The organism is Peribacillus sp. NPDC056705, assembly GCF_043656335.1.
Window position 1 is genome coordinate 22,865 of record NZ_JBHTYI010000003.1, and the last position, 25,998, is coordinate 48,862.

The 25,998-nt window shown below is 40.5% G+C and carries 21 protein-coding genes and 2 pseudogenes; 5 read left to right on the top strand and 18 right to left on the bottom strand.

The genetic code is table 11. The features are described 5' to 3' along the window. The first annotated feature begins 148 nt into the window (after positions 1-148). Both ACFRAK_RS04785 and ACFRAK_RS04790 read left to right on the top strand, forming a co-directional pair. Positions 149-865, top strand: a complete 717-nt coding sequence (locus tag ACFRAK_RS04785) for a GntR family transcriptional regulator (RefSeq protein ID WP_228467669.1) — start codon at positions 149-151, stop codon at positions 863-865. A 59-nt stretch (positions 866-924) separates the two neighbouring features. Next, a pseudogene (locus ACFRAK_RS04790) lies at positions 925-1,143 on the top strand (asparagine synthase-related protein); the annotation flags it as partial. 115 nt (positions 1,144-1,258) lie between these two features. Here the strand turns inward: ACFRAK_RS04790 and ACFRAK_RS04795 are convergent. The 4 genes from ACFRAK_RS04795 to ACFRAK_RS04810 form a co-directional block, all read right to left on the bottom strand. Continuing rightward, on the bottom strand, positions 1,259-1,867 hold the full coding sequence (locus tag ACFRAK_RS04795; RefSeq protein ID WP_394571375.1) for a methyltransferase: 609 nt from the start codon (positions 1,865-1,867) through the stop codon (positions 1,259-1,261). Positions 1,868-1,979: 112 nt separating this feature from the next. Beyond that, positions 1,980-2,789, bottom strand: coding sequence for an SDR family NAD(P)-dependent oxidoreductase (locus tag ACFRAK_RS04800; RefSeq protein WP_342615375.1), 810 nt, complete (start codon positions 2,787-2,789; stop codon positions 1,980-1,982). Positions 2,790-3,009: 220 nt separating this feature from the next. Further along, positions 3,010-3,375, bottom strand: coding sequence for a PqqD family protein (locus tag ACFRAK_RS04805; protein WP_387600045.1), 366 nt, complete (start codon positions 3,373-3,375; stop codon positions 3,010-3,012). Then, the gene (locus ACFRAK_RS04810) at positions 3,365-5,257 is read right to left on the bottom strand and encodes an OPT family oligopeptide transporter (protein ID WP_387600043.1); all 1,893 of its coding nucleotides are present in this window, start codon (positions 5,255-5,257) and stop codon (positions 3,365-3,367) included. The genes ACFRAK_RS04805 and ACFRAK_RS04810 overlap by 11 nt, the downstream gene beginning before the upstream one ends. Positions 5,258-5,600: 343 nt before the next feature. Between ACFRAK_RS04810 and ACFRAK_RS04815 the strand changes: the two genes are divergently transcribed. The 3 genes and pseudogenes from ACFRAK_RS04815 to ACFRAK_RS04825 form a co-directional block, all read left to right on the top strand. Beyond that, entirely contained in the window at positions 5,601-6,245 is a 645-nt protein-coding gene (locus ACFRAK_RS04815; RefSeq protein WP_387600040.1) for a cupin domain-containing protein, read from the top strand. Positions 6,246-6,903: 658 nt separating this feature from the next. Then, positions 6,904-7,590 carry a hypothetical protein gene (locus tag ACFRAK_RS04820; RefSeq protein ID WP_394571376.1) on the top strand — a complete coding sequence of 229 codons (687 nt, stop codon included), beginning with the start codon at positions 6,904-6,906 and terminating at the stop codon, positions 7,588-7,590. Positions 7,591-7,659: 69 nt separating this feature from the next. Then, positions 7,660-7,844, top strand: a pseudogene (locus ACFRAK_RS04825) (tyrosine-type recombinase/integrase); the annotation flags it as partial. Positions 7,845-7,910: 66 nt separating this feature from the next. On the opposite strand, the gene mutL reads toward ACFRAK_RS04825, so the two are convergent. The 14 genes from mutL to recA all read right to left on the bottom strand — a co-directional run bounded on the left by mutL (position 7,911) and on the right by recA (position 25,952). Beyond that, on the bottom strand, positions 7,911-9,851 hold the full coding sequence (mutL, locus tag ACFRAK_RS04830; RefSeq protein ID WP_387600034.1) for a DNA mismatch repair endonuclease MutL: 1,941 nt from the start codon (positions 9,849-9,851) through the stop codon (positions 7,911-7,913). Between the two features lie 22 nt (positions 9,852-9,873). Beyond that, complete coding sequence (gene mutS / locus ACFRAK_RS04835) at positions 9,874-12,504, bottom strand: DNA mismatch repair protein MutS (protein WP_387600031.1); 2,631 nt, start codon at positions 12,502-12,504, stop codon at positions 9,874-9,876. A 270-nt stretch (positions 12,505-12,774) separates the two neighbouring features. Next, positions 12,775-13,314 (bottom strand): outer spore coat protein CotE, encoded by a 540-nt coding sequence (locus ACFRAK_RS04840; RefSeq protein WP_192204090.1) that lies wholly within the window; start codon positions 13,312-13,314, stop codon positions 12,775-12,777. 213 nt (positions 13,315-13,527) lie between these two features. Next, positions 13,528-13,956 (bottom strand): YlbF/YmcA family competence regulator, encoded by a 429-nt coding sequence (locus ACFRAK_RS04845; RefSeq protein ID WP_063231802.1) that lies wholly within the window; start codon positions 13,954-13,956, stop codon positions 13,528-13,530. A 1-nt stretch (position 13,957) separates the two neighbouring features. Next, positions 13,958-15,502, bottom strand: a complete 1,545-nt coding sequence (miaB, locus tag ACFRAK_RS04850; RefSeq protein WP_387600027.1) for a tRNA (N6-isopentenyl adenosine(37)-C2)-methylthiotransferase MiaB — start codon at positions 15,500-15,502, stop codon at positions 13,958-13,960. Between the two features lie 486 nt (positions 15,503-15,988). Beyond that, positions 15,989-17,029 (bottom strand): L-threonine 3-dehydrogenase, encoded by a 1,041-nt coding sequence (gene tdh / locus ACFRAK_RS04855; protein WP_387600284.1) that lies wholly within the window; start codon positions 17,027-17,029, stop codon positions 15,989-15,991. Positions 17,030-17,254: 225 nt separating this feature from the next. Next, a complete protein-coding gene (locus tag ACFRAK_RS04860; protein ID WP_394571377.1) occupies positions 17,255-17,590 on the bottom strand; it encodes a hypothetical protein in 336 nt (111 codons plus the stop codon). Between the two features lie 121 nt (positions 17,591-17,711). Beyond that, positions 17,712-18,578 carry a 2-oxoacid:ferredoxin oxidoreductase subunit beta gene (locus tag ACFRAK_RS04865; protein ID WP_192204085.1) on the bottom strand — a complete coding sequence of 289 codons (867 nt, stop codon included), beginning with the start codon at positions 18,576-18,578 and terminating at the stop codon, positions 17,712-17,714. After that, on the bottom strand, positions 18,565-20,322 hold the full coding sequence (locus ACFRAK_RS04870) for a 2-oxoacid:acceptor oxidoreductase subunit alpha (RefSeq protein ID WP_076366399.1): 1,758 nt from the start codon (positions 20,320-20,322) through the stop codon (positions 18,565-18,567). Before ACFRAK_RS04870 ends, ACFRAK_RS04865 begins: the two co-directional genes overlap by 14 nt. A 217-nt stretch (positions 20,323-20,539) precedes the next feature. Continuing rightward, positions 20,540-21,475 carry a dipeptidase gene (locus ACFRAK_RS04875; protein ID WP_387705258.1) on the bottom strand — a complete coding sequence of 312 codons (936 nt, stop codon included), beginning with the start codon at positions 21,473-21,475 and terminating at the stop codon, positions 20,540-20,542. Positions 21,476-21,608: 133 nt separating this feature from the next. After that, on the bottom strand, positions 21,609-21,869 hold the full coding sequence (spoVS, locus tag ACFRAK_RS04880; protein ID WP_029281188.1) for a stage V sporulation protein SpoVS: 261 nt from the start codon (positions 21,867-21,869) through the stop codon (positions 21,609-21,611). A gap of 174 nt (positions 21,870-22,043) precedes the next feature. Further along, positions 22,044-22,841: a TIGR00282 family metallophosphoesterase gene (locus tag ACFRAK_RS04885; protein ID WP_260284303.1), complete on the bottom strand. Its 798-nt coding sequence runs from the start codon at positions 22,839-22,841 to the stop codon at positions 22,044-22,046. Between the two features lie 152 nt (positions 22,842-22,993). Further along, positions 22,994-24,553 carry a ribonuclease Y gene (gene rny / locus ACFRAK_RS04890; protein ID WP_387600015.1) on the bottom strand — a complete coding sequence of 520 codons (1,560 nt, stop codon included), beginning with the start codon at positions 24,551-24,553 and terminating at the stop codon, positions 22,994-22,996. A gap of 352 nt (positions 24,554-24,905) precedes the next feature. Continuing rightward, the gene (gene recA / locus ACFRAK_RS04895; protein WP_387600013.1) at positions 24,906-25,952 is read right to left on the bottom strand and encodes a recombinase RecA; all 1,047 of its coding nucleotides are present in this window, start codon (positions 25,950-25,952) and stop codon (positions 24,906-24,908) included. Between the last annotated feature and the right edge of the window lie 46 nt (positions 25,953-25,998).

The following is a 25,998-nucleotide window of genomic DNA, read 5'->3' on the forward strand; positions in this document are numbered from 1 at the left end:
ATATATTGTAGTTACAAATTAGGAAAATATCAACACAATTTTAAATTTGTTACTACAAATTTTCGATTTAAAGTTGATTATTAAACTTATCCGAGATAATCTATATGTATATATTGGAATGAACATAGGAGGAATCACTGTGGAGACCATGAATAAAGAAGCGGCATTGCATTCCATAGTTAAGGAATCAATTATCGATCTCATAAAAAATGGCGAATATCAACCAAATACAAAATTACCGACCGAGGCTGAATTTTGTAAAATATACGGAGTAAGCAGGACAACAGTTCGTACGGCCTTACAGCAATTGAACGTCGAAGGCTACATCTACCGTGTTCAAGGCAAAGGGACTTTCGTTTCGGAGAATAAAGTGAAGCAATTTCTTACAAGCACGGTTGAAAAATTCTCTGAGCAAGTCACGATGCAAGGGAAAAACCCTTCTACGAAGGTCATTAGCTTAAAGGTGATTGAAGCAAACGCTACCCTAGCCAAGCTTTTCAAACAAAATATTGGAGACCCCGTAAATAAACTGGAACGGATACGTTACGTAAACGACATCCCCCTTCAATATGAAATTGCCTTTCTCCCTTGGTATAAAACACCCGGGCTTAATATCGAAGCCTGCGAAAAATCACTCTTTAAAGTACTTGAGACACAATTCAATTTAAAAGTAAAAAAAACAGTCGAACACTTGGAGTTTTCACTTGCCGACGATTCCATTTCTGACAAATTGGAGGTTCCGAACGGTTCACCTTGTTTTTCCTTAGAAACTTACACATATGAGAATGACGGATCGGTCATTGAATTCTCTAAAACTCTCTTTAGAGGCGATCGTGCACACTTTGTCATCGAGCGAAACTATTGATTGTAATTATATAAAAAATGACGGATGCCTAATTAATTAAGGCATCCTTACAAGAAACTCTGATGGATTCCGTAAACGTCCATATGAGAAGTGAAGTTCCGGTTGGATCTTTTCTATCAGGCGGGATTGATTCATCATTTAGCTGCTCCATTGCAAAAGAATCAAAACTTTTTCTGTTGGGCTCGAAAGAGATGGATATAGTGAAATAAACGTTGCCCAGGAAACAGCAGCCGCTCTAAATTATAGAAAATATAAGTTATATAATAAGTCCTGAAGAATTGGATTATATCTCCGGTTTCGGCATTTTATCTGCGATTTTCGGAGTTATATCTCCGATTTTTGAAATATATCTGCGATACTTTTAATAATTACTTGATTATCACCATAATCCATTCAATTCAATAATTCGTATATGACGAATTTCTCAAAAGGATTAGATTCAGTCAAGCCAGGTAACATCACTTCGTTTTTCAGCCTGAAGGCGGTTTGATTTTCAAGGAAAAAAATATAATCCTGTGAAGGATAAAATAATATAAGTTCGATTTGGCGCGGCTCTTTCTCAAAGGAAAGCAAAATGTTATTGATGATTTTCATGAAAATCTGTACCGAGAACGGATTAAAGAAATAAAAACGGTTGTCTTTCGTATCAATACCATACTCTTCTGCCAAACAACAGTGGAATTCTATATTGGCATTGTTTTTTTTCCTTTTCTCCAAATACCCATTCAGATTCTCAATCGCTTCTTTATAGAAACTTTCATTCATCTCCACGCCAACCACAGATGATTGATATAAGTGATGGATAAAAAAATTCAAGCGTCCTTTACCGCATCCAAAATCCACAATGCGATCATTTCCTTTCAGTGCATATTTTTTGAATAAATGTTCTAATGCACTGTATGGAGTAGGTTCATAGCGGTGATAATGCAAAGAATCATTGGATTTTTTTTGTACACCTTCCGTCCTGATGTTCAGCATTTCATCATAATTCGTTTCTTTCATTATTATTTGCACCTGCTTCATGTTTTTTAAAATATAGGGCTCCCTAATTAAAAACCCCGGATAAGGTTGATCTTATCCAGGGTAAGGTTTTGATATAAGAATGTCCAGACAATTAATTGGATTTTGCTTTAGTTACATAATCATTAAAATCAGAGATGCTTGGGTTGGCTATATAATGACCGCCTTCCACTTGGATCGTCTGACCTGTAATGAATTTGGACTCGTCTGATGCAAGGAATAGAACGGTATAACCGATATCTTCCGCTTCACCATGATATGGCAATGCATTAAATTTGGCAAAAATATCGAGTACGGCCTGAGGCATATTATTTTTCGCTGCAGGAGTTAAAATAAGGCCTGGTGCCACTCCATTACAACGAATATGATCTTTACCATACTGTGCAGCGATATAACGGGTCAAATTCACTACCCCCGCTTTGGACGCACCATATGCAGATCGTACGGAGTCACCTGTAAACCCAGCCATGGAGGCAGTATTGATTATCGATCCCCCTCCTGCTTTAATCATGTGAGGAATTGCAAACCTGCTTCCCAATAGGACACTTTTTAAATTCACATCCATAAGTCGATCCCATTCTTCCAAATCTAAATTCACGACATCCAGATCTTTATGGAGGTTAGTTAAACCCACGTTATTAACAAGCACCGTAACCGTACCATATTGTTCAATTGTAAAGTCGACTGCTGCCTGGATAGAATCTGCTTGTCCAGCATCCAAGAATACTCCAGCCGCTTCCCCACCTTGTTTTTTTATGTTTTCGGCCGCTTCTTTTGCTCCTGCTTCGTTAAAATCAGCAATCACGACTTTTGCGCCTTCTTTAGCCATCAGAGTGGATATGGATAACCCTATACCCGAAGCTCCACCTGTCACTAATGCTACTTTACCTTGTACTCTTCCCATAATAAATAACCACCTGCTCTTCAAAATTGAATATCACTGCTTTATTACTCATGACTACCAGTACAAGAATACAATATCTATAAAGTCATTACAAATAATTATACCTATATTCCAATCGTTGAAGGGAGATTATTAGAAGTTCATAAACCTAAAGAAAATTTTGTTTACCAAAGGGAAAACAGAAAAAAGCTGAAGCATCAAAAAGAGCTTCAGCTTTCTTTCATTTTTCTTCTTCATCATCCCATATGATCCAATCATGAACCTCAAGAATCTCCAGAAACTTCATCAACCGCGGTAAAGCTGGTTCTGCTTCCTCACCAAAATGTTCACTCATCGCTTCAGAAATCTGATTTACATTCCTTTGGAACTGCATCTGTTTAATGGCATATGCCCCAAACTTATCAAGCTTGATTTTACGGACTGATGGTTGTTTAAAAAAACGAATTGTAATTCGTTCCACAAAATTTGTCCTTTGAATGACCAAAAAAGTTGCTTCCGAAGATTCATGTACCATAGTGACGCGACTTTCCAAAAGGGGAACCATAGTTAACAGGTTCCTCTTTTTTGATTGGCGTTTACGAAGCATCTTCTTTTTTCCCTTTGCTGGATACGAACCAAAGCAATCCAGCTAGAGCAAGGAATAGTAGGAATGGCAGCAAATTGCTGGCTAATTTAGCCGCAGCCGGGACTTGGACACCTGCTGCGATCAATATGGCAATAAGAACACCAATCAATGATTCACCTGCTATTAAACCAGAGGCAAATAATACACCTCTATCAACCCGAGCTTTAAGCGCTTCTTTTGTTTTCGAGAAGAACTCAACGAAGAATCGAATAAATCCACCGATCATGATTGGGACACTAGTATGAACCGGTAAGTAAATGCCGACTGCAACAACAAGTGAATTCAGACCGAAAAACTCTAATGTGATGGAAATAGCAGCACCGATAAAGATAAGGGTCCAAGGCAAATCCCCTCCTAGAACACCTTCAGCAAGGATTTTCATTAATGCCGCTTTAGGTGCAGGTAGTTCTGCAGACCCCATCGTATATGCATTATCCATCAGAACAAGGATAAAACCAATGACTGAAGCGGACGCAACAACACCGATCATCATGGCAACTTGTTGTTTCCATGGTGTTCCGCCGACGATATATCCTGTTTTTAGATCTTGTGAAACATCACCTGATACCGCAAGTGCTGTACAAATGATTGCAGCGACGGTCAATGCGGCTACCATTCCAGTTGTACCAGTAAAACCAGTAGCTTTATAGACAATGGCCACAATCAATAGTGTAGCTATTGTCATTCCAGAAACTGGGGATGAAGAACTTCCGACGATTCCAACAACCCTTGATGCCACTGTCACGAATAAAAATCCAAAAATCGCAATTGCAATCGCACCGATGACCCCTACATCTGTTATAGGTGTGAAAGCAATGATTAAAATGACGATGATCGTTCCCAACCAAACGTATTTAGCAGGCATATCTTGTTCTGTACGGATCGAACCTGATTTTAGTTGTCCTTTATTGGCTTTTACGCCTTTAATAGTATCAAAAACTGAACTGAAAAGTATTGGTAATGTTTTGATCAATGTGATCAATCCGCCAGTTGCAACCGCACCAGCACCAATATAACGTATATAATTATCCCAAATTCCCCATGCATCCAATTCACCGATCGGTACATCAGAAGGGAAAATGGCTGTTCCATTGCTTCCGCCAAAAAAACTGATGGCTGGTATTAGAACGACCCAGGCTAATAAACCCCCACCTAGCATTTGTCCTGCAACACGCGGTCCAATAATATAACCTACACCCAAAAGGGAAGGAAAGGCATCAAGACCAACCACTGCATTTTTAAAATTCGTGATTCCTGTTTCAACCTCTGTCTTGAAGAGCTTAAACCCATCACCAAGCCCTTTAACGACACCGCCGATAACCAAACCGGCTCCGATTAGTTTCGCGCTTGTACCACCCTTTTCTCCTGACTTCAGGACCTCGGCACATGCCGTACCTTCAGGATATGGTAATGTTTCATGTTCCCTTACAATCAAAAGCTGGCGAAGGGGAACCATCATGAAGACCCCTAAAAATCCCCCAGTTAATACAACGAAAATGATGAATGCTTGACTCACATCCATGTCCCACATGAATAATGCTGGTATGGTAAATACAGCACCGGCACCAATTGCCTCACCTGCCGTGGTCATCGTTTGCACAATATTGTTTTCTAATATTGAATCCCTGCGAAAAACCCCTCTTAAGATAGCCATTGAAATTACCGCTGCGGGTATTGAAGCAGAGACAGTTAAACCAATAAGTAGGCCTAAGTATGCATTTGCCGCCCCGAATACGATTGCAAGAATAATCCCTAGAATAATTGCAGTTGCAGTTAATTCCGGTAGAGATTTAGATGCAGAGACGTACGGGACGAATTTACTTTCTTTTGAATTGTTCGACAATTTAGCCACTTCCTATGTTAAACTTTAAAATCATAAAGAACATTATATCACTGTAATTTAAAGTCATGCAATGGGAAAATTCTGCTTATTAAAAGTTTGATTATATCCAATAATCAGATTAGTAGTTTCGGTTTTAAAATATATAAAAAAATCATTCATCTCATAACCATCTGTTTTGGGCCTATTCGTTACAGGAAATCACTGCACCTCATTCATTCGATGGCCGGGGCCATCACACTCCTTATTAGCTCCATAAGCAAATAACCCATTGGGTTATTGCACATTAAAATGAGATTTAACATATCCTGAAAAATCAAGTCTTAAATGAAGGAATGATAAATTCATGGTCTCCTATATGGACTATACTTCGCCATCCACACAATACTTTTTTGATGTTAATAAAAGCAATTTAATGAAAAAAGACAATCAAAACTATATAAATGTATTAGGTATCAAACAATTGAACACACTCGAAAATGTTTCTTTATTAGATATTTACCTTAGTTCAAGCAATGTCGTAGAACCGCATTATCACCAAAATGCTGCAGAGCTAGTGTATTGCATTTCTGGAGCTGCAACCGTTTCATTACTGAATCCTTTTACTAAGCAAATACAAAATTATCCTATTAAACCTGGCCAAGTAGCCAACGTTCCCCAAGGTTGGTGGCATTATGAAGTGGCTAATACGGATAATACTCACCTGCTGGCCATTTTTAATGCTCCAACACCTGAGGTGATCCTGGGCTCGGATATCTTGAAATTGACACCTGCAAATATTATGGCACATACGTATTGCCTGGATGAAAACCAATGGAAAAAAGCGATAGCACCTGTTCAACCCTCAACATTCATCGGTCCGCCAGCCAATTGCCAACGAGCGGCCGAAGAAGACATGCAGCAATATAATAATCACTATGATAACCAAATGTATATTGCCCCTGCATATAACTATCAATTCCAGCCCACTCCCCCATATTATTATTATTGAAGATATGTGTTGGGAATTTGCTTAACCCTGTCCAACTCCTATCCCCCTTCAAGGATGGCGTCTAATAAAAGCAGAATCGAAAAAAGCAATGGAAAATCCCATTACATCAGGATTCTCCATTGTTTTTCATTACATGACCGGTTTAAAAAACCGAATTCATATACTTTCGCCACATCTTTCATTATGGTGGTCATCTAATGCAGTATAAGGGTATTTTAAAAACCGAAACACACTTGGATACAAATTTCATTATATATTTTCTATATATTCTATCGAGTTTCTTCTTATAATATAAGAGATTCTCAATTTGATCCCCACTATTGAAACAGATTATTCTTTTAAAGGGCCTACCCATATCAAAGTATTTTTCAATTCACTTCTATAAATTTTAACTACCTGACTCTTAGTATCTTTCTGGAATTTTATTTTTCCATATTATCATAAGTTCTTTAAATTGCTTTAGCTGAAATTTAGTTTTTGATTATCGTTGTTTGCGCATTCACTCCTTCTGTGTGCGAATTTTCTTCAGCATTCGTTGTATTGTTCCGCATAAAATCAATTCCATTCGCTGTGGTTTTTTAAGGATAAATTTCAGACAGTCATGTCCAATCAAAACCTGCCCCTTTCCCATAAATTAATTTGAAAAGGAGATGAAAAAATGAGTAGTGATAAAAAAAAAGATAAAGATAAAAGAGATAAAGGTACAGGTTCCTTAAGCAATTCTAAAAATGAACCTTTAAAGGAAGAAGCATGTCCATCATCGAGATACCAGGAATGCGTTGATCGTGCTTTTCGTATTCCCATATTTTTAAGCACCACAAATACGTTAAATCCAATACAACAACTGTTTCAAAACCGACTTATTTTAGAGATTGAGAACGCATTGCTTTTTCCACGTACATTGCCTGTAAGTGAACAATATCCAGAAACCATTTTAACAAGTATTCGACGGTTGGTTTCATCAAGTTATGGAATGTTAGCAATCAACTTTCGTCGCTTCCTCGTCGAGATTACTGATACTAATGTAGGACAACCTCCATCATCCACTCCTTTCTGGGAAGGGTCAGTTTTTTTACAAATTGAACCCTCTATGGCTTTTCAATTTGGACTACCCATATTATTAGTAAGGGAAGCTAATACTGACACAAATAATGGAATTTGGGCAGGAGGAATTGCCCCTCTCAATACATTCATAGTTTGGGATTCTGAAAATCAATCTGTTGATGAATTCTTTAGTAGTATTCAATGGAGAGAAGCCTTTGCGAATTGGATTGCAGAGGTAAGAAATGGATATTATAATCAGACAGAGCCTAAATTCAAGTACAGATGCAGTACACAAGATTAAAAAATTATTTGATTGGGGTACGCTTTTTCAAAGCAAGATTATCGTAATAAAAGAGTGATATAGTACAAGCATGATTTACGCCATACACATGCAACTATAATGTTGGAGATCGGAGACCAAGTGGTATCAGAAAGATTAGGCCATTCAAAAGTTACTATCACATTAGATAAATATACTCAGTTACTCAGAATATACAGGACTCCTCTGCAGAAAACTTTTCAAAAGCTACAGGAAAAATGAGCACGGAACAATAAAAGTGGTCATTTAACTAAAAAAGGAATGGAGAATCCCATTACATAAAGGTTCTCCATTGCTTTTCATTACATGACCCTCTTGAACATTTTCTCCATTTCATAAATGGAATAAGAGATGATGATAGGTCTTCCATGAGGACATGTGAAGGGATCGGTTGTCCGCCTTAGTTCATCCAATAATGCTTGGATTTCATCATTGCGCAGATGACGGTTTGCCTTTATTGAGGCTTTACAGCTCATCATGATGGCTGCCTCTTCACGCAGTTTTTTGATGTCGACCTTTTTCATTGATAGCAATTGTTCTATCATTTCTTCAAGGATTTCCTGTTCAATTCCTTTAGGGAACCATTGTGGATGCGATCGGACAATATAGGCGTTATAGCCAAACTCTTCTAAATAGACGCCGACTTTTTCCAATTCATGCCTATACTCATTTATCCTGATACATTGGTCTGTTGAAAATTCAAGAGTGATGGGAACTAGCATGTCCTGTAGCTCGTTTTCAACACGTCCGACCTTTTCTTTAAAATATTCGTATTTGATCCGTTCCTGGGCAGCATGTTGGTCTATGATGTACAACCCTTTTTCGTTTTGGGCAAAAATATAGGTTCCATGCATTTGCCCAATTGGGTACATGGGAGGGATGCGGCTATCCGGTTCATTCACTTCAATTTCTTCCTCTTGTTCAACCGTATAGGTTGTGTACTTTTCAGCTGACTCGTAATTTGGCTTGCTTTCATCATCTTGTAAAACCGGAATATAAGCATCTGCCATTTGCTGCTGTTCATTGCTATAGATTATTTCCTTTATTGGTTCTAGATTGAAATCTTCATTATAATTCACGTAACTCTTTTGTTCCTGCTTTTCCCGAATCAAGGTTTCCTTCAAGAGTGAAGCTTCTTTCTTGGCTTCTTCAAGGATGCGCTTGCCGCTTTCCACAACATGGTCCAATTCCAGCTCAGTTTGCTCACTTTTCACCTGTTCCGCCTTTGGTGTTGGTGTATATCCACTTGGTATTAGAGTCATCTTTTTAAATGAAGATTTGATCGTTTCCGAAACAAGACTGTACAATTCCTGTTCCTTGCTAAGCCTTACTTCCATTTTGGATGGATGTACATTGACATCGACAAGAATCGGATCCATTTCAATATTCAACAAAGCAATTGGAAAACGCCCTATTGGAAGGAGTGTATGGTACCCATCCAGGATTGCTTTCACGAGCGCATAGTTTTTAATGAAGCGGCCGTTTATCATGGTTGAAATATAATTCCTTGAAGCCCGGGTGACCTCAGGCATAACGATATATCCGGATAATTTGAAGTCCAAGGAGCTTGCCTGAACCGGAATCATCTTTTTGGCAATATTCATCCCATAAATAGCGGCTAGCACCTGCCTGACATCACCGTTACCATTCGTATGCAGGATTCGCTTCTCGTTGTGTGATAACCGTATAGAAACATCCGGATGCGAAAGTGCAAGCCTGTTAGCGACATCCGTAATATTTCCTAACTCGGTATGAATCGTTTTCATATATTTCAACCTTGCAGGAGTATTGTAAAACAAATCGGAAACCAGGATATCCGTTCCTTTTCGGCTTGATGAAGCTTCGAGTTCCTTAACCATTCCGCCTTCAAGAAGTATGCGTGTTCCCACATCTTCGCCTGTGCTGCTTTTCATTTCAAAACGGGAAACTGAAGCAATACTGGGCATTGCTTCACCGCGGAAGCCAAGTGTTCGAATTCGGAAAAGATCATTTTCATCTTTTATTTTACTTGTGGCATGGCGTTTAAATGCCGCTTCTATGTCATCAGCCAAAATCCCATCGCCATTATCCACGATCCGTATGGAACCAAGCCCAGCCTCCACCAATTCAATCTCTATAATGGTACTGTTTGCATCTATTGCGTTTTCCACAAGTTCCTTAACGACTGAGGCTGGGCGTTCAACAACTTCGCCAGCTGCGATTTTATTAGATAAAGCCTCATCAAGCTGTATGATTTTTCCCATTTTTATCGCCTCGCTTTAATTCTCATTTAAGTTTCTTTTGTAATTTATAAAGGGTATTCATTGCCTCAAGCGGCGTCATTTCAAGGATATCCAGTGATTTTATGTCATCCAGCACCTTTTTTTCCTTAGGTGAAGAATTCACTCTTCCTTTAGGAGCCTCTTCCCCAAAGAAGGAAAGCTGTGCCTCATTGACGGCTGTTACCGGGGCAGCTTCGGCAATAGGTGCTTCTACAGCAGTAGCAGCAGGCTGTTCAGGCATCGCCTTTGCCTGTCCATTTTCATTTTCTAGCTGCGCTAAAATAGCGGCCGCCCGATCTATTAACTGCTCCGGTAAATCAGCTAGCTTAGCTACATGAATTCCATAGCTTTTATCTGCTGGCCCTTCTTTAATTTTATGAAGGAAAACGACATTCCCATTTTGTTCAATGGCACTGACATGGATATTTTTCAATTTTGGCAGTTCTGCCGCCAATACAGTCAATTCGTGATAATGGGTCGAAAAGAGAGTCTTTGCCCCAATTTCCTCATGAATATATTCAATGATGGCCTGAGCAAGCGCCATCCCATCATATGTTGATGTTCCCCGCCCTATTTCATCAAATAATATCAAACTGTTTTCTGTCGCATTCATGATGGCATTTCTTGCTTCGAGCATCTCTACCATGAATGTACTTTGACCGGAAATCAAATCATCTGCCGCGCCAATCCTAGTAAACACCTTATCAAAAATAGGCAATTCAGCTATACTTGCGGATACGAAGCATCCAATTTGCGCTAGAATCGATGTTAGTGCAATTTGACGCATATACGTACTTTTACCCGACATATTGGGTCCTGTGATCAAGAGTAACTCCCTGTCTCCATCCATAAAGCAGTCATTGGGGACATACTCCTGTGATTGAAGGACTTTCTCAACTACTGGATGCCGGCCATCCTTCAGTACGATTCTTCGATCTTCAGAAAAGACTGGTTTCACATAATGGCGTTCTTCGCTTATCGTTGCAAAGCACTGGAGGACATCTAGTTCACTGACGCCTTTCGCTAAATCCTGTAAGCGCGGGATATAGCTTTTGACCTCTTCACGAAGATTGAGGAATAGGTCATACTCCAAACTGATGCTTTTTTCTTCTGCTTGTAAAATCAAAGCTTCCTTTTCTTTCAATTCAGGTGTGATATAACGTTCGGCATTCGTCAAGGTTTGCTTCCGTTCATACCGGCCTTCTTCAAGCAGATGCAAATTGGCTCGTGTGACTTCAATGTAATAGCCAAATACACGATTATATCCGATTTTCAAAGATTTGATCCCGGTCCGTTCCCGCTCTTCGCGTTCAAGCTGCGCAATCCAAGTTTTCCCGTTTCTACTGGCATCCCTGTAGGTATCCAGCTCCTTATGGAAACCATCCTGAATGATATTCCCTTCCTTCACGGACAATGGCGGGCTTTCTACAAGCGCCGTTTCAAGCAAATCCGTCACTTCTTCGCAAGGATCCAATTTATCGGCCAGAATTGAAATATCCTGATTGGAGACCATTGACTTCACGATTTCACGAATAATCGGCACCTGTTGTAATGAACGCTTCAGTTGAATCAAGTCCCGAGCGTTTACATTCCCGAAGGCAACCCTTCCGGCAAGCCGCTCCAAGTCGTACACTTCCTTCAGGCGTTCACGTAAGTCCTGCCGTTCGAAGTATTGATTTTTCAGGGTCTCAACAAGGCTTTGTCTCCGCTCGATCTGTTTTTTATTAATGAGCGGCCTATCAATCCACTGTTTCAACATCCTTCCGCCCATGGCTGTTTTCGTTTCATCAAGCAGCCATAATAATGAGCCTTTTTTTCCTTTGGAGCGAATAGTTTCAGTTAATTCCAAATTGCGTTTGCTATAATAATCTATTTTCATATATTGTGATGTTTCATATGCAAGCACAGGCTGTAAATGATCCAGGCTGCGTTTTTGGGTACGGTAAAGATAATTCAATAAACGTGAGGTCGTTGTCGCCAGTTTCTTGTCTTTTAACAGATGAAGCAATGCAACGAATGACTCGCTTTGAACCAAATTATTCTCTAGGGATAGAGCGGCAGCGCCCCGTTCTTGCAGCCTTTTTTTCCATTCTTCATTGAAATCCTCGGCAATGACCACTTCACTAGCACCAAGGATGGCGAATTCATTCAGGACTTCCTCAAAACTCTCAATCAAAGTGACCTTATTTTCCCCTGTCGATAAATCATTGTATCCAAAGCCAAACTGCCCATCCGTAAAATAGGTGATGGTGGCAATATAATTATTTTCCTTTTCACGCAGACCCTTACTATCCATTTTCGTTCCCGGAGTAATCAGCTGGACAACTTCCCTGCGTACCACACCTTTGGCTTGCTTCGGATCTTCGGTTTGTTCACAAATAGCTACTTTAAAACCTTTTTCTATCAATATATCAATATAATTAGCAGCCGAGTGATACGGAATGCCGCACATCGGAATTCGCTCTTCACTGCCGCCTTCTCGGCTCGTTAATGTGATTTCGAGCTCTTGTGATGCATTCAGTGCATCGTCAAAAAACATTTCATAAAAATCGCCTAAACGAAAAAATAAAAAGGCATCCTGATACTCTGCCTTAATTTTTAAATATTGCTGTATCATCGGAGTATATCCAGCCATTCCTTCAAAACCTTTCCAAACTAAAATCTATTACACATTTATGTCCTTCATTATAACATACGGGAAAGCAACATTGCCTGTATTCGAAATTGCATGGTAAATCAATTATACATTGAAACCAAACTTTTTTTGAGCTGCCTATGCAAAGCCATACGCACGGATATAGTAACATTCCATCCCTATTTTTGATCATGGCCAGGTCTGCTTGTCCCGCTTCAAATTAAATAAAACCGGATGAAGGGAATGTCATCCGGTATTAATTTCTAAATTCTATTCATCTTCGAATTCATCAAGGAAATCCGGATCTAAATCTTCGAAATCCTCATCATCGAAATCAGAGCCCCAGTCATCCTCACAGCGGCCATCTGGACTAACAGCGACACAAATTTTCGTTTCGCCGACGACTTCCACAAAGAATTCCCTTTCCACATGGACAATGATTTTTTGTCCACATGGGGAGATGCAAGCTTCTAAACAATTCGGCTGTTGGACAGCTTTTGCAACGATTTCATGGTCATCAAGACAATCGGGATCACGGTATTTCAGCGAAATAACGTCGGTATATTGCACTTTTTCAGTTACAACTTCCGTCTTCGAATTATGGTTATAAGAATACCAGACGTTGATTTCGTAGCTGCCGTGAATTTCTACCTTTTTGCCGACTTTCTTTGCATCGTATTTATGGTTGATGATCCAACAACCTAGAATGCTAGAAGGATGATGAGCCGGGCAAATGGTGTGAGAGGACTTTGTGAATTTACGTCCTTTTGCCACCACCGCTTTAGTAATTATCTCTCTATATTGTGACATGCTAGCGAACCCTCCTCATACAGTTTCCATTCATCCTATGCGTGGTAAAAGTCTAGTGTGCGTAGAATTTTAATTGTTTGAAAACTGCTGTAATGTTTTAAACCTAGGTTATTTTATGCGCAAGTTTTGGGATATGTGTCACGAATGGGCACTGTATAAGGATTTCCGCATATAGAAAAAGCCCTTCTGAAATCAGAAGGGCTTTTTCTATATTCATGAACAGCTACCGCCGCCAGCTTGTACTTGTGAACCTGTCTCACCGCGAAGGATGTCCCCTTCAGTCGATTCAATGATCAGGTCCGTCACCTTGTTCGATACTTGTGATGAGACCATTTGTAAAAGATCATTAACATCCACTTGGGATTGTTTGAATTCCTGCACGATCGGAAGTTCATCCAATTGCTTTTCCAGTGCATCAATTTTGGCCTGGACTTGGCTGTATGCTTTCTCTTTGCCGTAATGCTGGAAGTTTACAGCCTGTTTTTGCAAGCTCTTGATGCTGGCGATCATTTCCCTGATTTTTTGGTTTTCATTGATGTGAGCTTCTGCCCGTTTAAAGAAATCGACTTCTTCCGTGCTGGCGATCATTTCAGCAAGCTCGGCTGCTTTGTTCAGAATGTCATCTTTAGTATATTTAGTCATATTACTCCACCTCAATCGCCGTTGCTTCTTCAACCATATCCCCATTTAATGACCATGTTTTCGTTCCGGTGATTTTCACTTTTACGATTTGGCCAATAGCGGATTTTGGTCCTTTGAAGTTCACGAGCTTATTTTTCGTTGTATAACCTGCCAATACTTCCGCATTCTTCTTGCTCTCGCCTTCAACTAGCACTTCAACAATCTGTCCATCATACTCTTTCATTTTCAATGCGCACGTTTCATTGACAAGGGCATTCAAGCGTTGCAGACGTTCCTTTTTCACTTCCATCGGTACATTATCCTGCATTTTAGCAGCCGGTGTTCCCTCACGTGGAGAATAAATGTAAGTATATGCTGCATCGAAACCAACTTCACGGTATAAAGACATCGTTTCTTCAAAGTGCTCTTCCGTTTCATTCGGATAGCCTACAATGATGTCAGTGGTTAGCGATGCACTTGGAATAGCTTTCTTGATCTTTTTTACTAGCTCTAAATATTGTTCTCGTGTATATTTACGGGCCATGATTTTAAGTGTGTCCGTACTTCCCGATTGAACTGGAAGATGGATATGGTCAACGAGATTGCCGCCTTTAGCCAGTACTTCAATCAAGTAATCATCAAAATCACGGGGATGGCTTGTCGTAAAACGAATACGCGGAATGTCGATTTTACGGATTTCATCCATCAAATCGCCGAAACGATATTCGATATCCGTAAAATCTTTACCGTAAGCATTCACATTCTGCCCAAGCAGGGTTATTTCCTTGTAACCCTGTGCCGCTAAATGACGGACTTCTTGGATGATATCTCCAGGCCTGCGGCTTCTTTCTTTCCCCCTTGTGTAAGGTACGATGCAGTAAGTGCAAAACTTATCGCAGCCATACATGATATTGACCCATGCCTTCGTTTTTCCTTTACGCACTTTCGGAAGGTTCTCGATTACATCACCTTCTTTGGACCAAACCTCAATGACCATTTCCTTGGATAGATAAGCTTCATTAAGAATTTGCGGCAGCCGGTGGATATTATGCGTTCCGAAAATCATATCAACAAAATGGTGCTTCTCTAGAATCCGCTTTACAACTGACTCCTCTTGTGACATACAACCACAAACCCCAAGCAATAAATCCGGCTTTTCCAATTTCAATGATTTTAAATGCCCCAATTCACCGAACACTTTATTCTCTGCGCCTTCCCGAATCGCACAAGTGTTAAGTAAAATGACGTTAGCATCATCCACAGTGTCTGTCGGCTGATAACCAAGTGCCATAAAGATGCCCGCCATGACTTCTGTATCATGTTCGTTCATTTGACATCCATAAGTACGGATGTAAAACTTTTTACCTTCTCCCATTCCACGGAAACCTTCAGGAATTGCAAAGTCATCATGATATTCTACTTCTTCTTTTCCTCGCTTTTTCGCATCTTTTAAGGAAGGCGGAATATAAACGGCTTGGAAGTACTTACTGAAGTCCTTTTCGGATTTTTTGTCCGCTGGATTCTCAGCCTGTACTTGTTGTGATTCTAATCGTTGTTTCTCGTTCATAGTTAATCTCCTTTCAAAATAGTTAGTCTATTTCTTTCACCAACTATTTCAAGACCTATCTTCAAATGGTTTTATAAAGATTCCTTTTTAAGAATTACCAGTAAATATTAGCTATTAAGTGTGATATATCCACATTATTATAGTATAAAGCTTTTAACAGCAAGAAACAATCATTCTGTCGTGGCTTCTTCAATTGTAAGAAATTTTTCATAAATACGGTAATTGTGACTTAAAAAAAAGAGACCTGATTCGCATATTCTAACGAACTTAGCCCCTTCTTATTAAATGATAGAATGATACTATTTCTTCACAGCTATTTCAAATGCAGACCATGCAATTTACTCGTGAGTTTGGGCACTTTACTCGTGAATTTGACCGCTTTACTCGTGAGTTTGGGCACTTTACTCGTGAATTTGACCGCTTTACTCGTGAGTTTGGGCATTTACTCGTGAGTTTGACCGCTTTACTCGTAAACATTCTCACACTTTAAGGAATAAGGAGAACCTTACCACACTGACCTTTGGTCATCAGTTCAAATCCCTTTTCAAAATCGCTTAGTGAAAAACGGTGGGTAATCATCGGTTTTACATCAACCTTGCCACTTTCAAGCAGACTTGAAACCTGTTGCCAGGTTGAAAACATCTTCCTCCCGGTTATCCCTTGGACAGTAAGGCCCTTGAATACAATATCCTCCGTTATATTAAGCGTGACGGGCTTAGAAGGCAGACTTAGTATTGATATTCTTCCACCATTCGTCGCCATCTTAAACCCTTGTTGGATAGCTGCAGGATTACCGCTCATTTCGCAAACAACATCCACCCCATCCGCACTTGTAAGGCCTTTCGTGATTTCCAATGGATCCTGTTTAATTGAATGAATGAGATCTGTCGCACCCATCTTTTTGGCAAGCTGAAGTCGATAATCATTAATATCTAGAGCGATTACTTTATCAGCTCCCGCAGCCTTTGCAACAGCAATCGCCATAAGTCCAATTGGACCACAACCGATTATTGCCACCGTTTTACCCAGCACCTCGCCAGCTAGCACTGAATGGACTGCATTACCCATCGGTTCTTGGATGGTGGCTATATCGAGTGGCATATCACTTGGATTTTTCCATAAATTTTTAGCTGGCAGAGCTATATACTCTGCAAAGCATCCTTGTTTATCAACACCGATAATGTTTGTTTTTTTACAAATATGGAATTGACCGGTTAAGCATTGCCTGCATGTACCGCAAACGATATGTGTTTCGGCAGATACATAATCACCAACTGAAACATTGCTGACCCTTGCTCCTGTCTTGATTACTTCCCCAGCAAATTCGTGCCCAAATACGTATGGTGGACTCACTCTTCCCCGTGACCATTCATCCCAGGTGAAAATATGAATATCCGTTCCGCAGATCGAGGTCATTTTCACCCGAATCAAGACCTCGTCATCACGAATATCCGGTATATCAACAACTTGTAACTGTGCCCCATAACCTCGGTGGTGTTTGACGACGGCTTTCATTTTACCTCTCAACATGTACATTCCCCCTGAAATAGGGCTGCTTTCTCCATATTCCTTAATATGTAACTATATGAAAAATCCGTCACGAAAATACCATAATCGCTTTTCACATTAATAATGATGATTTTTAGGGCATTCGTACATTTTCGTTAAATGGGTCATGTTTCTATAGCATCCTGTCCGCTCTTGAATAAGATATCTTGTACAAACAAAAATTATGAAGGAGTGACTTATATGTCATGTGAAAGCAAACATCATGATCATCATGATAACCGCAATAATAACGACAGAATCGCAGACGATTTTTGTCGTGCGGTGAGGGGCTGTAATAATCGCGACCGGGACCGGGACCGTGACCGCGATCGGGATCGGGATCGGGACCGCGATCGAGACCGCGATCGGGACTGCGATCGGGATCGGGACCGTCACCATCATCATCATCATCATCACAACAATGAACGTTGTTGTTGTAGAAGAAGGAATCGTTGTTGCTTCGGTTTCGGTGGCGGCTTCTGTGGCGGTTTCGGTGGCCGTTGCGGTTGCGGTTTTTAACCGCAACTTCGGCGGATGCAACAACGGTTTTGTTAGGCTAAGCCAGTCGAAAGTCTCCTAGCATGTGGCACATCTACTGGAGAGCCTAATAATTAACCACAAAAAAGGTTCACCCCATCTTAGGGGTGAACCTTTTAACTTTTTACATAAATTCAGCAACAAGCTTATCAAAGTGTTGTTGATCCAGTGTCAGCTCTGATTTATTCAACGCTTTTTCAGCATACCCTGGCACTAATTCCTGGTACGAAGGGCGTGAAGAGTCTTGATAAATAATCCCTGTCACAAGGCTGTCATGTTGCATCAAAGTCTGCATGGCCTGTTCTTTATTTGATGAATCATAGCCTTCTATCGTGTTCAATTTAGTTAAGTTTTGTTTAAACCAATCATACGTATTGATCTTATTATATGTTACGCAAGGAGAGAAAACATTGATAAAGGAGAACCCTTTATGGTTTATCCCTGCTTCAATGATCGCCGTCAGGTCTTTCAAGTCAGTGGAAAAGCTTTGGGCGACAAACGTTGCACCAGCTGACAATGCTAATTCCATAGGTGAAACAGCTTGTTCTATTGATCCTTCTGGTGTGGATTTGGTTTTAAATCCAGCAGCAGACCTAGGAGAAGTCTGGCCTTTTGTCAATCCATAAATTTGGTTATCCATGACAATATACGTAATGTCGATATTACGGCGGATCGCATGGATGGTGTGTCCCATCCCGATTGCAAAACCATCTCCGTCACCGCCTGAAGCTATAACGGTCAATTCACGGTTGGCCATTTTTACTCCTTGTGCAATTGGCAGTGAGCGGCCATGGATGCCATGGAAACCATAGGACTTGATGTAACCCGATATACGACCTGAACAGCCGATACCGGAAACAACGGCCAAATTCTCCGGCTCCAATCCTACATTGGCTGCCGCACGCTGCATGGCAGCCTGAACGGAGAAATCTCCGCATCCAGGACACCAGTTAGGTTTTACATCATTCCGAAACTCTTTAAACGTTGCCATATTCGAACATCTCCTTGCATTGTGTGTGAATTTCATGCGGGAGGAATGGGTTGCCATCATATTTTAGGATGCTTTTAATTTTATTAACATGTCCAACATTCATCTTGATAATATTAGCCAATTGTCCAGTCGCATTATTTTCAATAACTACTACTTTCTTAGCACTTTGCACCAATGATAGGACTTCATCTGCTGGGAAAGGATGAATCAAACGGATATGCGCATGATTCACTTTCATTCCATCCGTTTCTAACCGGCCGATCGCTTCATCAATCGTCCCGCGTGTTGAGTTAAAGCCGAGAATTAATAAATCCGCTTCTTCATGCGGTGTGTTTTTGTATACTGGTGTTTGGAATGTGTTAGTTAAATTATTCAGCTTACGCATCCGTTTATCCATTTGCAATTTACGATTCAAAGCCGTCTCGGAAGGTCTGCCCGTTTCATCATGTTCAACACCTGTAACGTGGTGAATCCCATTTTTCATACCAGGCACTACACGTGGTGAGACTCCGTCTTCCGTTACTTCATAACGCTTGAAGTAAGATTTATTTTCAGACTCTTCAATTTCAAAGTCAACCAATTTTCCGCGTCTTATCTCCACTTTGCCGTAATCAAGCGGCTGAACCGTCTGTTTACCTAATGATAACTGTAGGTCGGATAAAACGATAACTGGACATTGATATTCCTCTGCAAGGTTGAATGCTTCTGCCGTATCGTAAAAAGCTTCCTCAACAGTACTCGGAGCCATGACGATTTTAGGTATTTCACCATGTGTACCATAGATCATCGCCATTAAATCGGATTGCTCCTGTTTTGTAGGAAGTCCCGTGGATGGACCGCCACGTTGAGTATCGACGATGACAATTGGCGTTTCGGTAATGCCCGCTAAACCAATCGCTTCCATTTTCAAAGAAAGTCCAGGTCCAGCTGAAGCTGTGATGGCACGTACACCGCCATAGTTTGCACCGATTGCCATTGTAGCCGCCGCGATTTCATCTTCAGTCTGTATGACCGTCCCACCAAATTGAGGGAGTTTTTTAATTAAGTATTCCATAATTTCAGAGGCCGGAGTAATCGGGTAAGCTGCCATGAAGCGGCAACCGCCTGCAACTGCGCCTAAAGCGATGGCATCGTTACCAATCATGAACATTCGTTTTTGGCCATCCGCCTTTTCCAGTTCCATTGCTCCCAGTTTTTCGCCAAGCAACACTTCCATTGCCTTATAGCCAGCAGTAATGGCATCCATATTCTTCTTAACGATTTCTTCACCTTTACGGCCGAATATTTCATCAACCACATCGTTGAATACGGATATTTCCATACCTAGAACAGCACATGTCGCGCCGATTGCCACCATATTTTTCATTAATGATGTTCCTAATTCGGCTGCTATTTCCGTAAATGGAACAATATATAATTCTGCCTTTGTATCTTCTGGGCAGACAGGTTTGAATTTTGCATCTGCGATTATGATGCCACCCTCATGTAATTCTTTATAATTGACGTCAATTGTTTCTTGGTCAAAAGCAACTAAGATGTCTAAATCATCAGAGATAGCACGAGTTTCCGTAGTACTTACACGAATTTTGTTATTCGTGTGTCCACCCTTGATTCGGGATGAGAAATGACGGTAGCCATACAAGTAATAACCTAAGCGATTGAGGGCAATACAGAATATTTCTCCTGTACTTTCAATACCTTCACCTTGTTGTCCGCCAACTTTCCATGAAAGTTGATTGATCATGTCTTACACTCCTTTAGGACGTTCGTATATAAATGCATTTAACCGCACCTCTCTTCAGAACATTCAACTATGTATAATTAATCGTTCTATTTTAGGAAAGGTGTACTAAACGCTTTCAATTCTATCGGTTAAATCATTAAATTGCAACCTTTTTGCTTTTATTATTTATATTTTCAGAATATTAATTCATATCTATATAGTAAGAATTAAAAATCATTTAAGATATTACCTTTTCTTGCGGAAAATTACGGGTAAAATTATCAAAAAGGAGTCCTTTTACAAACTCACTGGAATAAAGCCTGTTCAGTTCATTGATTAAGTTATGATAATCCTTATAAGACATTAAATTTTCTACCATATGATCGATTCCATCGAAGTCCGACCCTAATCCAATTTGTCTTTCCCCTCCTAAACTGCATATATGTTCTATATGTTTCAAGATATCCTTTATCGTAGCCGAACCGCCTTTTGAAAGAAATTGCGGGACAAAGGTTACGCCGATCACCCCACTTTTCTGCAAAAGGGCTTTTATCTGCCCGTCCTTTAAATTTCGTGGATGCGGACAAAGATGATAAGCATTCGAATGGGAGGCAATTGGGAATTCCGCCAACTTTAGGGTGTCCCAAAATCCAGCTTCAGATAAATGGGATAAATCACACCAAATTGACTTCTCATTCAATAGTGCCACCACATCTGTTCCAAACCCTGTCAAGCCGCCCCCTCTTGTTTCTAATGCCCCATCCGCAACCAAATTAGCGTAATTCCAAGTTAGACCTATGGAGGAAACTCCAAGATGAATAAGTGTTTTCAGTTTCAACAAATCATTCCCAATGCAATCGCACCCTTCCAAAGTTAGCATTGCACCTATTTCCTTTTCTTTTAAAGATTGAATGTCTGCCTTGGTCTTTATAAATTTCATTTCCGGCTCTGATAATATCTTTTCATGAAAAATATCCACCATCGCCAAAGCCGCTTGAAACCTCATATCAGGGTGGACTTTTTCAGGAATATATATTGCAAAACATTGGACCTTTCCCCCTTCATCCAATAATCCCCGCTTTGTTATATGCAATTTATCACTATTCGTAAAAGTAATATCCGGATCGATGAACATTTTCATCAGCACATCACAATGTGCATCAAAAATCGCCAATGTAATTCTCCTTCCTGTTTTTTTTTAAGATTATACATTCCATTATAAAGGGACATGGATTTTTCGTCATTTGGATTTCAGGACAAAAAAGAGCCTGCTCGCCTTCCGACAAACAGGGCACCCAAACATGAAATTATCTTGGTTCAATGATTAGTTTTATTGCCGTTCTCTCTTCGCCATCAATAAGTATATCTGTAAAGGCAGGAATACAAATCAAGTCGACTCCACTAGGTGCGACAAACCCTCTCGCGATTGCTACTGCCTTGACGGCTTGATTTAACGCACCTGCACCGATTGCTTGAATTTCGGCTGCTCCTCTTTCCCTGAGCACTCCCGCTAGTGCGCCTGCTACAGAATTAGGATTAGATTTTGCTGAAACTTTTAATATTTCCATTCCTAGTCCTCCTTGTTTTCCCTGCCGATTCTAACTTGGCTCAATAGTTATAACACTTTCCACTGCTACTATATTCATCAAGTAAAACTTGTATGACAAAGAAAACCTGGATTGTCCACCATTTATTAATGAATGGAAAAACGGATGGACAGTTTGACTGTCCATCCGTTTGAATCATTGATAGAATGGATGATCTTCGTTAATCAGTATCCTTTCTATTTTTATTGCCTTACCGGTTTTATCATCAATTTCAAGGAGAACCCCACTTAATAGGGTCCGCCCCTCTTTAGGCACTTCGAAACGAACAGGAAGGCTGGTTAGGAACCGATGGATGACTGCCCCTCTTTCCATACCAAGAATGCCATCATATGGTCCTGTCATGCCTACATCTGATATGTAAGCGGTGCCTGCAGGTAATATACGGTTATCTGCTGTCTGGACGTGCGTGTGTGTACCGACAACGGCTGTAACTTTCCCATCCAGGAACCACCCCATAGCTTGCTTTTCACTTGTAGCTTCTCCATGAAAATCGACAAAGATGATCGGTGTCTTTTTTCGAGCCTCCGCCACGAGTTCTTCTGCCTTTTTGAACGGGCAATCCAAATCAGGCATGAACGTTCTCGCTTGCAAATTGATGATTGCTATTTCATGATCGTTCAATTTTAAAAATTTCATTCCTTCTCCAGGTGCCCCGTCTGGAAAGTTAGCTGGACGGACAAGATATTTCGCTTCATCAATAAAGTTGAAAATATCCCGATTATCCCATGTATGGTTTCCCATGGTCACCGCCTGCGCTCCCCACTCTAAAAAACTGCGGTAAATCTTTTCTGTAATTCCCCGGCCACTTGCTGCATTCTCGCCATTGATGACCGTGATATGCGGACGATACTTTTCTTTTAACTTAGGAAGGTATTCTTGGATCATGTCACGACCAGGAGACCCCACTACATCTCCAATAAATAGCAATTTCATTGTAAAATCCTTTCTAGATTCACCTAATTATATGAATTATTCAAGTATGTATTGTAACATAATTTGGGGTAATTATAGGAATTACGCCTAACGACTACTAACGGAAATAGAAAAAACGAAGTGGTTTGCACCACTTCGTCCTTCATTTACAATTATTTGGCGTATTCGACTGCTCTTGTTTCACGGATGACCGTGACTTTTATATGACCTGGGTAATCGAGCTCTTCTTCAATCCTTTTCCGGATTTCACGTGCGAGTCGATGTGCAGAAAGATCATCGATTTGTTCTGGTTTCACTAGAATCCGCACTTCTCGTCCGGCTTGAATCGCAAAAGATTTCTCCACTCCATCATAGGATTCAGAAATTTCCTCAAGTTTTTCAAGTCTTCTAATGTAATTTTCAAGCGTTTCACTTCTAGCTCCCGGTCTTGCAGCTGATAATGCATCAGCGGCAGCCACAAGCACTGATATGATGGAAGTTGGCTCCGTATCGCCATGATGTGAAGCGATGCTGTTAATGACAGTTGGATGCTCTTTATATTTGGTTGCTAATTCAACGCCAATTTCAACATGACTGCCTTCCACTTCATGATCAATCGCTTTCCCAATATCATGCAATAAACCTGCACGACGGGCAAGAACTTCATCCTCACCAAGCTCAGCGGCCAGTAAACCTGAAAGCTGGGCCACCTCAATTGAATGTTTAAGTACGTTTTGCCCATAACTGGTACGGAACTTCAAACGTCCTAGTATTTTGATGAGATCTGGATGGAGACCGTGAACACCAACTTCAAAAGTTGTTTGTTCACCAATTTCACGAATATGTTCATCTACCTCACGTCTTGCTTTGTCAACCATTTCTTCAATGCGAGCCGGATGGATCCGTCCGTCCTGAACAAGTTTCTCAAGAGCCAAGCGTGCCGTTTCCCGTCTAATTGGATCGAATCCGGATAAAATGACAGCTTCAGGAGTATCATCAATAATAAGGTCAATACCTGTTAGCGTTTCTAACGTCCGGATATTTCGTCCTTCACGTCCGATTATACGTCCTTTCATTTCATCGTTTGGAAGATTTACTACAGAAACGGTGGTTTCTGCAACATGATCAGCCGCACAACGCTGAATGGCAAGAGAAAGGACTTCTTTTGCTTTTTTATCAGCTTCTTCTTTGGCACGGGTATCACTTTCTTTAATCATAAGCGCTACATCGTGAGCCAGCTCGTTTTCCATTCGGTCGATAATGATTGCTTTAGCTTCTTCACGAGTTAAACCGGAAACACGTTCAAGCTCTGTTTGCTGCTTACGAACCGTCTCGTCCACTTTGCTTTCCATCTCTTCAATATGCTGTTGTCTTTGGTTTAGAGAATCTTCTTTTTTCTCCAAAAGGCTCTCACGTTTGTCTAACGTTTCATCCTTGCGGTCCAGATTCTCTTCTCTTTGCAATAACCGATTTTCTTGTTTTTGTAATTCGTTCCTTCTTTCACGGGCTTCCCGATCCGAATCGGCACGAACTTTATGAATTTCATCTTTTGCTTCCAACAAGGCTTCTTTCTTAAGTGCTTCCGCTTCACGTTTTGCATCCTCAAGGATGTGTTCTGCAGAGCCCTTTGCCCCTGCTATTCTACTCTCAAATTTTGATTTGTGAATAAAATAACCAACAACTGCACCGACGATTAGGCCAAGCAAAGTGAAGATGATTGTCATGGGTTCCATCGTTTCACCTCCCCTTGCTATGAACTTTTTACATAAAATGTTGAACTGTCGGCAAGTACATTGCACATAAATTCAATATACAGCACTTAATTTTCAAAATTTTAGTTTGAAAAATTGTAAAATATACATATTAATTGTATAGTTGAGAATTTTTATTGTCAAGCGTTTGTCCCTTTGTATCAATGATTATTCAAGTTTTCTTGATAATAACCATCATAATCTACAGCATTCATTATGGAAGAAGTCTGTAAATCTGATTTCGATGCCCATTAATCCGCTGGAAATTTCGCACTTTTCTCAAAATATACAGAAAAGGCCTAAGCAAACAAGCTTAGGCCTTTTCCAAATATCATTAATCAAGCAGTTCAAAATGCTCTTCTGGTTCATTTTCTTCTGGCGGTAATTCATGCTCTCCATCGAGATTATAGTGATCTCTGATTTTCCGAGAAATTTCCTGAGCGATATCCTGATTTTCTTTCAAGAACAGCTTCGCATTTTCGCGACCTTGTCCGACACGCTCTTCATTGTATGAATACCACGAGCCGCTTTTAAGGACGATATCAAGATCAGCACCCATATCGATGATTTCACCTTCCTGTGAAATCCCTTGACCATACATGATGTCAACTTCTGCTTGACGGAATGGTGGGGCAACCTTGTTTTTTACAACTTTGATTTTCGTTTTATTACCGACGATTTCATTACCTTGTTTTAATTGTTCCGCACGGCGCACTTCCAGACGAACAGTTGAATAGAACTTCAATGCCCGGCCACCAGGAGTCGTTTCCGGATTCCCAAACATAACACCGATTTTTTCACGGACTTGGTTAATGAAAATGGCAATGGTATTTGATTTATTAATGGAACCAGACAGTTTTCTAAGTGCCTGAGACATCATCCGGGCTTGAAGACCCATATGGGAATCTCCCATTTCGCCTTCGATTTCAGCTTTAGGAACAAGTGCTGCCACCGAGTCAATGACAATGATATCCACCGCTCCACTTCGAACTAACGCTTCAGCGATCTCTAAGGCTTGTTCACCCGTATCAGGCTGTGAAAGCAGTAACTCATCGATATTCACACCAAGTTTTTCTGAATATGCTGGATCTAAAGCATGCTCGGCATCAATGAATGCAGCCGTGCCGCCAGTCTTTTGTACCTCTGCAATAGCATGTAATGCAACAGTCGTTTTACCGGAGCTTTCAGGTCCATATATCTCAATGACCCGGCCTCTTGGATATCCTCCCACTCCCAATGCTACGTCCAATGCTAATGAACCGCTTGAAATCGTTGAAATCCTACGATCAGACTGTTCCCCAAGTTTCATAATAGAACCTTTACCAAATTGTTTTTCAATTTGTTTTAACGCCATATCTAAAGCCGCTTGACGATCACTCACTCAATTTCCTCCTCTATATTCAAATAATCGGCTGTCCGATTAAAGG